General features: G+C 68.8%; 8 protein-coding genes and 1 pseudogene. 1 reads left to right on the plus strand and 8 read right to left on the minus strand.

From position 1 onward, the window contains the following. Window positions 1-664: pseudogene (gene ctrA / locus A6302_RS17720) on the plus strand (response regulator transcription factor CtrA); the annotation flags it as partial. A 105-nt stretch (window positions 665-769) separates the two neighbouring features. Here the strand turns inward: ctrA and A6302_RS17725 are convergent. The 8 genes from A6302_RS17725 to A6302_RS17750 form a co-directional block, all read right to left on the minus strand. Next, window positions 770-1,426, minus strand: coding sequence for a LysE family translocator (locus A6302_RS17725; RefSeq protein WP_069308156.1), 657 nt, complete (start codon window positions 1,424-1,426; stop codon window positions 770-772). A gap of 10 nt (window positions 1,427-1,436) precedes the next feature. Then, the gene (locus tag A6302_RS17730) at window positions 1,437-1,832 is read right to left on the minus strand and encodes a VOC family protein (RefSeq protein ID WP_069308157.1); all 396 of its coding nucleotides are present in this window, start codon (window positions 1,830-1,832) and stop codon (window positions 1,437-1,439) included. Between the two features lie 145 nt (window positions 1,833-1,977). Then, window positions 1,978-2,817 carry a methyl-accepting chemotaxis protein gene (locus A6302_RS21555; RefSeq protein ID WP_083255875.1) on the minus strand — a complete coding sequence of 280 codons (840 nt, stop codon included), beginning with the start codon at window positions 2,815-2,817 and terminating at the stop codon, window positions 1,978-1,980. Beyond that, window positions 2,814-4,115 (minus strand): HAMP domain-containing protein, encoded by a 1,302-nt coding sequence (locus A6302_RS21560; protein ID WP_083255876.1) that lies wholly within the window; start codon window positions 4,113-4,115, stop codon window positions 2,814-2,816. Before A6302_RS21560 ends, A6302_RS21555 begins: the two co-directional genes overlap by 4 nt. A gap of 344 nt (window positions 4,116-4,459) precedes the next feature. Continuing rightward, window positions 4,460-4,753, minus strand: a complete 294-nt coding sequence (locus A6302_RS22370) for a hypothetical protein (RefSeq protein WP_141703894.1) — start codon at window positions 4,751-4,753, stop codon at window positions 4,460-4,462. Next, a complete protein-coding gene (locus A6302_RS17740; protein ID WP_069308158.1) occupies window positions 4,639-7,383 on the minus strand; it encodes a calcium-binding protein in 2,745 nt (914 codons plus the stop codon). Before A6302_RS17740 ends, A6302_RS22370 begins: the two co-directional genes overlap by 115 nt. A gap of 307 nt (window positions 7,384-7,690) precedes the next feature. Further along, a complete protein-coding gene (locus A6302_RS17745) occupies window positions 7,691-8,563 on the minus strand; it encodes a CheR family methyltransferase (protein ID WP_069308159.1) in 873 nt (290 codons plus the stop codon). After that, a partial coding sequence (locus A6302_RS17750) for a chemotaxis protein CheB (RefSeq protein WP_280939383.1) occupies window positions 8,560-9,214 on the minus strand: 655 nt, incomplete at its 5' end. The genes A6302_RS17750 and A6302_RS17745, both read right to left, overlap by 4 nt.

The following is a 9,214-nucleotide window of genomic DNA, read 5'->3' on the forward strand; positions in this document are numbered from 1 at the left end:
CGACCGCACAGAGCATCGAGCTCATGCTGAAGTCCGAAAGCTTCAACGTCTACACGACGGACCTCGGCGAGGAGGGCATCGACCTCGGCAAGCTCTACGACTACGACATCATTCTCCTCGACCTGAACCTTCCGGACATGTCCGGCTACGAGGTGCTGCGCACGCTGCGTGTCTCCAAGGTGAAGACGCCGATCCTGATCCTCTCGGGTCTCGGCAACATCGAGGACAAGGTGCGTGGTCTCGGTTTCGGTGCCGACGACTACATGACCAAGCCGTTCCACAAGGACGAGCTGATCGCGCGCATCCACGCCATCGTCCGTCGCTCGAAGGGCCATGCCCAGTCGTGATCGTGACGGGCGACCTGATCGTCAACCTGGACACCAAGACCGTCGAGGTGAACACCAACCGGGTGCATCTGACGGGCAAGGAATACCAGATGCTGGAGCTCCTCTCCCTGCGCAAGGGCACGACGCTCACCAAGGAGATGTTCCTCAACCATCTCTACGGCGGCATGGACGAGCCCGAGCTGAAGATCATCGACGTCTTCATCTGCAAGCTGCGCAAGAAGCTCGCCAACGCCACCGACGGCAAGAACTACATCGAGACCGTCTGGGGCCGTGGCTACGTGCTGCGCGAACCGGAAGACGTGCGCGAGATCGCCTGAAAGAGATCACCTGGGGCGGTCCCGCAAGGGGCCCTTCCGCAATCGACGACAAAGGCTGCCTCACGGCGGCCTTTTGCGTTTCTGGGCGAGCATTCGGCCGCGCGGTCAGCCGCGCTGCAGGGCGAGGTTGACGCCGAGGCCGACCAGCACCGCACCGCCGGCCCGCTGCAACCCGCGCTGCAACCGGCCGGGACGGCGCAGCCGGTCCATCATCGCGCCGGCCGCCAGCACGCAGACGACATCCGCCGCCGAGAACATCAGGTTGACGACGGCCCCGAGCACGGCGATCTGTGCCCAGATCGGCAGGCCTGCCGCCGGGTCGGTGAACTGCGGCAGGAAGGCGAGGAAGAACAGCGCGGTCTTGGGATTGAGCACCTCCACCGCCACGCTCTCGGCAAAGGCGCGCCGGCCGGAGCGGACCGCCACGGCGGTCGCCGCGTCGGCCGCATCGCCAGTCCCGGCGGCCGCCCCCTCCCCCCGGCCGCGGAACAGCCGGATGCCGAGATAGACGAGATAGACCGCGCCGGCGATCTTCACGGCGAGATAGAGCGGCGGCACCGCATGAAACAGCGCCGACAGGCCGGCCGCCGCCGCCAGCACATGGGCATAGCCGCCGAGATGGATGCCGAGCGCGGCCATCAGCCCCGGCCGGCGGCCGCGCGCGAGCGTCTGGGCCGCCGCATAGAGCATCGCCGGACCGGGCACGAAGGCGAAGATCGCGCTGGTGACGAAAAAGGCGAAGAGGATGTCGGCGGCGGGCAAGGCGTCTCCTTCAGCGGTAGCGGCCGTGGCGCTGCAGCACCTCGATCCTGTAGCCGTCCGGGTCTTCCACGAAGAAGAAGCGGGCGAGCAGGCTGCCGTCGCGGTTGAATTCGACGATCTTGCGCGGGGCAAGGCCGAGGCCGGCGAGACGCGCGTGCTCGGCGTCGAGATCTTCGACCACGAAGGCGAGATGGCCGTAGCCGTCGCCAAGCGCATAGGGCTCGGTGCGGCCCTTGTTGACCGTCAGCTCGACCTCGAAGTCGGCCTCGCCATTGCGCAGGTAGATGAGGGTGAAATCGTCGAAGTCGAAGCGGTCGGCGATCTCGAGGCCGAAGGCGTCCCGGTAGAACGCCACCGACCGCGTCTCTTCCACCACGCGCACCATCGCATGAACGGCCTTGGCCATCGCCTGTCTCCTCGCCTGTCTGTTGCGCTCGACGCCTGTCCCGCGCGCGCCGGAACGGCGCAGGCGGGTCACATGGTGATGGCATCGCCGGGCGGTGGCTGGCAAGCCCCGGAGGGAGCCCGCCGGCCACCCACGCGGGGCGGGATCAGGCGGCGAGGATCTGCCGCACGAAGCTGCCGAGACTGGTGCGCAGCTCGTCGGCCTCCTGGCCGAGGCTGCGGGCCTGGCCGGCGACCGACGAGGCGGCGGCATCGGTGCGCACGATCGCGTCGCGCACCTCGGCGATGTTGGACGTGACTGCCGAGGTCCCGGTGGAGGCGCTCTGCGCCGCCCGGGCGATCTCGCTGGTCGCGGCCGACTGTTCCTCGACCGCCGCGGCCACGGAGCCGACGGCCTGGCCGATCTCGCCGACCACTTCGCGGATCTTGCCGATCGCCTCGACGGCGGTCTGGGTTGCCGCGCGCATGGCCGAGATCTGGCCGCCGATCTCCTCGGTCGCCTTCGCGGTCTGGCTGGCGAGGCTCTTCACCTCGCCGGCGACCACCGCAAAGCCGCGTCCCGCCTCGCCGGCGCGGGCCGCCTCGATCGTGGCATTGAGCGCGAGCAGGTTGGTCTGCTCGGCGATCGACTGGATGATGTCGACGACCGTGCCGATCCGCATCGCCGTGCCGGCGAGGGATTCGACGATGGCATTGGTGGAGGCTGCATGCCGGTCGGCCTCGCCGGCGATCGCGCCGGAGCGCCCGATCAGTTCCGACACCTCGCGGATCGAGCCGAACAGCTGGTCGGAGGCCGCGGCCACCGCGCGCACGTTGCCGCTGGCTTCGTCCGAGGCTTCGGCCACGGCCGACGAGCGTTCGTTGCTCTGCTCGGCGATCCGGGCCATGTCGCTGGCCGAACGCTCCAGCGTCGCGGCTGCGGACACGAAGGTCTCGACCACCGAGCCGACCTTGTCCTCGAACTCCCGCGCGAGACGCTCCATCATCTGCCGGCGCTCCGCCTCGCGGCGGCTGCGCTCCTCGCGTCGGTGTCGACGCGGCGGCGCGCTTCCTCGGCGGACATCTCGCGGATGGCGCCGACGGCCCGGGCGATGGCGCCGATCTCGTCGCGGCGCTCGACGCCGGAAATGCTGACATCGGTGCGGCCCGCGGCCATCGCCTGCAGGGTTCCGGTGAGGCCGGCGAGCGGCCGGGTGACGCTGCGCGCCGCCAGCAGGCCGGCGAGCACGGTGAGGACCAGCAGCACGCCGGCGGTGATCAGCATGGTGCGGGTCATCGCGCCGACCGCGGCGAAGGCCTCGTCCACGGACTGGGCGGCAACGAGGGTCCACTGCTTGCCGAGCACGTCGGCCTGGCTGGCGATCGCCATGTAGGGCACGCCGGCCCGCGCGAAGCTGACCGCCTCGCCGACCGGCGGCAGGGCGTCGAGGCCGAGACCGGAGATCGGATCGCCGGCATTGGCCTCGCCGCCCGGCGCGTCCGAGCGCAGCAGGCCGTCGGGGCCGATCGCCACCGTCTCGCCGGTGCTGCCGAGGTTGCGGCGGTCGGAGAGCACCGCGTTGAACGTCACCGGGTCGAGACGCAGCACGACGAAGCCGGCAAGCTCCACCTTCTGGGCCGCGTTCATGGCCGCATTGCTGCGCCGGCTGATCGCCTGGCCGACGAAGGCGCTCGGACGGTCACCGCCCGGGGCGTAGGCGGCAAAGTCCTCCACCGCCGGCTGGGCCGGGTCGGCGTTCATTGTCGTGTAGAGCCGGGCCAGCGCCGTGCCGGCAAGGTCGGGATCGCCCTGGCGCAGGGCAAAATCGGCGCCCTTGGCGACCGAATAGATCACCCGGCCTTCCGGCGAGAGCAGCAGGATGTCGGCATAGCCGCCGCGCTTGCGCGCCTCGGCGACGAGGGCGTGGATCTTGGCGTGGCGAAAGCCGTACATGGTGCCGGAGTCGGCGCCATCCTTGGCGGCCACCTCCTCGGCGGCGCCGGAGAAATAGGCCTTGTTCTTCTCGAACTCGGCCGGGTTGAGCTCGAGATTGGCGTCGAGATCGCGGATGCTGGAGCCCACCAGCGAGGTCTCGGCGATGTTGACGAGATCGAGCCGGACCCGCCGCGCCACGGCCTCCATCAGATCCTTGCGTCCGTCGGCGGCCAGCGACAGCCGCTCGACGGCCGCCTCCGCGAGCGCGCCGCGCGCGCCCTGCCAGCCGATGAACCCCATCGCCGCGGCGCTGACCAGCGCCAGCCCGACGATGACAACCGGCATCTTCACCTTGATCGACAGTCCCATGTGCAGCCCCGAACATGCAGCCCGATGCGCCGGAATCCCCGAGCCCGGCCATCGCTACGAGGGTGCGCGAGAAGGCTTGCCGCTGCGTTAACCGCAACGGGCCCGGCCTTTGGCGGATGACGCGCCAAAAGGTCACATCGGCGCTGCGCGATGCGCACGCCTGCTCCGGCGCGGGTGACAGCACCGCGGCAGCCCCTCGGTCAGGATGCAATCCTCAATGGGCCCCGCCCCGGGTCTTGCAAGTGCCCGGGCCGGCGCCCGGCCTGACCGCATTGCCGCCGCCGGGTGCGCGGCCGGCGCCGGCCGGAACGCCGCGTCACGCCGGCCGGGCGCTGCGTCCGTCCTCACACGATCACGAAGTCGCCCGCGCTGATGTCCGGCGCGCCGCTCAGGGTGGCGAAGTGGATGGCGGCGGTGGCACCGGTGCCGTCGGCATCATAGGACAGGCGCCCGTTCGCCGCGTTGTAGAGGATGCGGTCGTTGGTGTCGCCCGGCACCGTGCCGACCACGAAGTTGCCGGCCTTCAGCGTGCCGCGCGGGATCGCCGTGAAGATCGCATCGTCGAGTTCGATGCGGTCGAGGCCCGAGACGAAATCGGTGATGATGTCGACGCCGCTGCCGAAGGCTGCGTCGAACACGAAGACGTCGCGTCCCCGCCGCCGGTGAGGGTGTCGGCGCCGCGGCCGCCGATCAGGCGGTCGGTGCCGGCAAGGCCCGACAAGGCGTTCGCGCCGGTGTTGCCGGTCAGGATGTTGGATCCGGCGTTGCCGGTGCCCGCACTTGCGGTCGAGCCGGTCAGCGTCAGATTCTCGATGCCGCTGCCGAGCGTGTAGCTGCGGGTCGTCTCGACGGTGTCGATGCCGCCGCCGCCGGTCTCGTCCACCACGTCGCCCGCGGCATCGACCACATAGGTGTCGTTGCCGTAGCCGCCGCGCATGATGTCGTTGCCCGATCCGCCGTTCAGCCGGTCGTGGCCGCTCTCGCCCTCCAGCCGGTCGACGCCGGTGCCGCCGAGCAGGCTGTCGTCGCCGCCGTCGCCGCGCAGCCGGTCGTCGCCGTCGAGACCGGAGATCACGTTGGCGGCGGTGTTGCCGAAGATCCTGTCGTTGCCGGTGCCGCCGTTGCCGGCGATCTCCGAAAAGCCGGTGAGCTGAAGGGTCTCGATCCCCGCGACGATCTTGAAGCTGACGCTCGTCTCGATGACGTCCGCCTTGTCCTTGCCGGTCTCGACGACGACGTCGCCGATGTCGTCGACGACGTAGGTGTCGTTGCCGACATTGCCCCGCATCACGTCGGCGCCGATGCCGCCATCGAGCCGGTCGATGCCCTTGCCGCCGTCGAGCTGGTCGATGCCGCTGCCGCCGAACAGCGTGTCGTTGCCGTTACCGCCGCGCAGGACGTTCCTGCCGGCGTTGCCGATGATGATGTTGTCGAGTTCGTTGCCTGTGCCGTCGATGTTGGCAACGCCGGTCAGGGTCAGATTCTCGAACTCGGGCTTCAGCGTGTAGTCGATCGAGGATTCGACCGTGTCGATCCCGTCGGTGAAGGACTCGTCCACATAGTCGCCGGCATCGTCGACCACATAGGTGTCGTCGCCGTTGCCGCCATACATGGTGTCGGCACTGGTGCCGCCGTCGAGCCGGTCCGCGCCCGCGCCGCCGTTGAGCGAGTCGATCTCGCTGCCGCCTTCGAGGATGTCGTCCGAACTGCCGCCGTCGAGACTGTCGGCGCCTTCGCCGCCGACGAGGTGGTCCTCCCCCTCCCCGCCGTGGAGATAGTCGTAGCTGCCGCCGCCGCGCAGCACGTCGTCGCCGTCATTGCCGTAGAGACGGTCGTTCAGCGCGCCGCCGGTCAGGTCGTCGTTGCCGATGCCGCCGCCGAACTCGATCTTCTCGATGTTGATGAAGGTCGTCCCGTCGGCGAAGGTGACGCGCTGGCTCGGGTTGGCGAGGGAGAAGGCGTAGGTGAAGGCCGAGTTGGTGCGATGGATGGCGGCCTCATCGGTGCCGGCCCCGCCATCGAGATCGTCCGCCGCGGCCGCCCCGCCGTAGGAACTGGCGTCGGCCTGCAGGAAATCGTGGCCGGACCCGCCGGCCATCGTGTCGTTGCCGTCATAGCCGTAGAGCGAGTCGTTGCCGATGCCGCCGAGCAGCGTGTCGTTGCCGTCATCGCCGTAAAGATAGTCGTTGCCGTCGTTGCCCTCGAGGGCGTCGTCCGCCGCCCCGCCGTTGAGGCTGTCGTCACCCCCGCCGCCGTAGAGCTGGTCTTCGCCGGCACCGCCGTAGAGGTAGTCGTAGCTCGCGCCGCCGCGCAGCACGTCGTCGCCGTCATTGCCGTAGAGTCGGTCGCTCAGGGCGCCGCCCGTCATGTCGTCGGACTGGATGCCGCCGCCGAACTCGAGCCTTTCGATGTTGATGAAGGTCGTGCCGTCCCCGAAGCTGGCGCGCACCGCCGGATTCGCGATGGAGAAGACATAGGCGAAGGTCGAATTCGTGCGGTGGATGACGGCCTGGTCGACACCCTCGCCGCCGTCGATGTCGTCGGCCGCGGCGCCGACGCCGTAGGAGCTTCCGTCGGCCTGGATGTAGTCGTCGCCCGCCCCGCCACGGACCGTGTCGTCGCCGTCATAGGCATAGATGCTGTCGTTGCCGATGCCGCCATCCAGCGTGTCGTCGCCCTCCTGGCCGTAGAGATAGTCGTTGCCGTCGTTGCCCTCGAGCAGGTCGTCCGAGGCCCCGCCGTCGAGGCTGTCGTCGCCGTCGCCGCCGTAGAGCTCGTCCTCGCCCGCGCCGCCGTAGAGATAGTCGTAGCTGCCGCCCCCCTGCAGCACGTCGTTGCCGTCGTTGCCGTAGAGACGGTCGTTGAGGGTGCCGCCGGTCAGCGTGTCGTTGCCGACGCCCGCGCTGAATTCGATCTTCTCGATGTTGATGAAGCTCGTGCCGTCGGCCAGCGTGACGCGTAGCGCCGGATTGGTGAGGGCGAAGACATAGGTGAAGGTCGAACTGGTGCGGTAGATGGCGGCGGTGTCGATGCCGTCACCACCGTCGACGTCGTCGGAGGCCGCCCCGCTGTTGTAGGACGAACTGTCGGTCTGGAGATGGTCGTCGCCATTCCCGCCGTTGAGGATGTCGTCGCCCTCGTCTCCGTAGAGGCTGTCGTCGCCGCCGTTGCCGTTCAGCGTGTCGTCGCCCTCGTAACCGTAGATGTAGTCGTAGTCGCCGGTGCCGTTGAGCACGTTGTCGTCTTCGTCGCCGTAGATCCAGGCCATGACCGCTCTCCCGTCCGCACCATCAGGATGCGGTCATCACTGAATCGGAGGGGTGATCAGACGGGCAGGACCCTGCGCAAGGCGCCGGAAGCCGGCGATCCGTAGTATGACGGAACCAGACGCATGCCGAACTGCGCGAAACTGAACGATCCGAAGTTAAATCAAATTCCCCGGATCATGTAACGCGAGCCCGGGCCCAAACGCAATCGGGCCGGCAGTCTCCACGCAATGGTGTAGAAAAAATAAATTTATTCGCGAGTCACACATTTGTTGTTGCCGGCGGCGGGATGCCGCCTGCAACGGGGCTTCACGCGACGCCGCTTCCGAACATCGAGAGCCGGGAGGCCGGGCCCGCGGCCTGGGCCGCGGCGGTGCGCGGGGTGTAGAGGCCGCGGCGTTCGGGGTGGGCCTGGAAGGCATCGGTCAGGCCGACCACCGTCTCGGCAGCACCCAGCACAAGGAACCCGTCTTCAGGCAGCATCTTCGAGATACGCCCCAGCACGTCGATCTTGGTCGGCTGGTCGAAATAGATCAGAACGTTGCGGCAGAACACGATGTCGAAACTGCCCAGATTCGAGAAGTTGTCGAGAAGGTTGAGCTTCTTCCACTGGATCATCTGCCGCAGCTCGGACGACACCTGCCAGGTGTCGCCGGTCTGGGTGAAATACTTCAGCAGCAGCTGGATCGGCAGGCCGCGCTGCACTTCGAACTGGCTGTAGACGCCGGCGCGCGCCCGGTCGAGCACTTCGTTGGAGATGTCGGTGCCGAGGATCTCGAAGCGCCAGCCCGCGAGCTTCGGCCCCATCTCCTTCAGGGTCATCGCCAGCGAATAGGGCTCCTGCCCCGTGGACGCGGCCGCGCACCAGATCCGGATGCGCCGCGTCGATGCCCGCTTCTGCAGCATCGCCGGCAGCATCACGTCCTTGAAATGCTCGAAGGGCGTCTTGTCGCGGAAGAAGAAGGATTCGTTGGTGGTCATCGCCTCGACGACCGCGTCGGCAAGGACATGTTCGCGCGGGTCGCGCATCCTGGCCACGAGGGCGGTGATGGAGGCAAGCCCCGCCTTGCGGGCAACCGGCAGCAGCCGGCTCTCGACCAGATACTGCTTCTCGTTGGACAGGACGAGCCCGGACCGCACCTTCAGGAACTGGCGCAGGAAATCGTATTCCGCAGGGGTCACGGCCGTCCTCCCATCAGCAGGCGCGATACCTTCCGCCCGACCTCGTCGAGCGGCAGGACGTCGGCGCACATTCCCGTCTGGGCGGCCGCACCGGGCATGCCCCAGACCACGCTCGTCTCTTCGTCCTGGGCGATCACGTTGCCGCCGGCCTGGGCGAGCGAGACCACGCCGCCGGCGCCGTCCGATCCCATGCCGGTCAGGATCACGCCGAGAAGCGCGCCGCCCCAGACCTCCACGGCCGAGCGGAACATCGGGTCCACCGCCGGCTTGCAGAAGTTGACGGGCGGGCCGTCGTTGAGGCGGATCACCGCCTCGGTTCCCGTCTTGTGGACGAGCATGTGCTTGCCGCCGGGGGCGACGTAGATGCGGCCGGGCATCACCACCTCGCCGTCCTGCCCCTCGGCCGCATGCCGGCCGGCGGACTTCGACAGATGCTCGGCGAGGATGGCGGTGAAGGTCGGCGGCATGTGCTGGGTGAGGAGCACCGGCACGTTGCCGATCGCCGAGCCGATGTGGCCGAACAGGGCGTTGAGCGCCTGCGGACCGCCGGTGGACGAGCCGATCAGCAGCGCCCGCGGCCGGTTGGCGCTGTAGCTGCGCAGGGTGAAGGCGGCGCGGGCGCCGCGGGCGGCGGCGGCGGCCGTAACGGGC

Source organism: Methylobrevis pamukkalensis (genome assembly GCF_001720135.1).
Lineage (GTDB): Bacteria > Pseudomonadota > Alphaproteobacteria > Rhizobiales > Pleomorphomonadaceae > Methylobrevis > Methylobrevis pamukkalensis.

What these genes read in the sequence shown, in the direction of transcription:
- A6302_RS17730 (WP_069308157.1), bottom strand. Translation starts at nt 1,832, where the DNA reads ATGGCCAAGGCCGTTCATGCGATGGTGCGCGTGGTGGAAGAGACGCGG.
- A6302_RS21555 (WP_083255875.1), bottom strand. Translation starts at nt 2,817, where the DNA reads ATGATGGAGCGTCTCGCGCGGGAGTTCGAGGACAAGGTCGGCTCGGTG.
- A6302_RS21560 (WP_083255876.1), bottom strand. Translation starts at nt 4,115, where the DNA reads ATGGGACTGTCGATCAAGGTGAAGATGCCGGTTGTCATCGTCGGGCTG.
- A6302_RS17740 (WP_069308158.1), bottom strand. Translation starts at nt 7,383, where the DNA reads ATGGCCTGGATCTACGGCGACGAAGACGACAACGTGCTCAACGGCACC.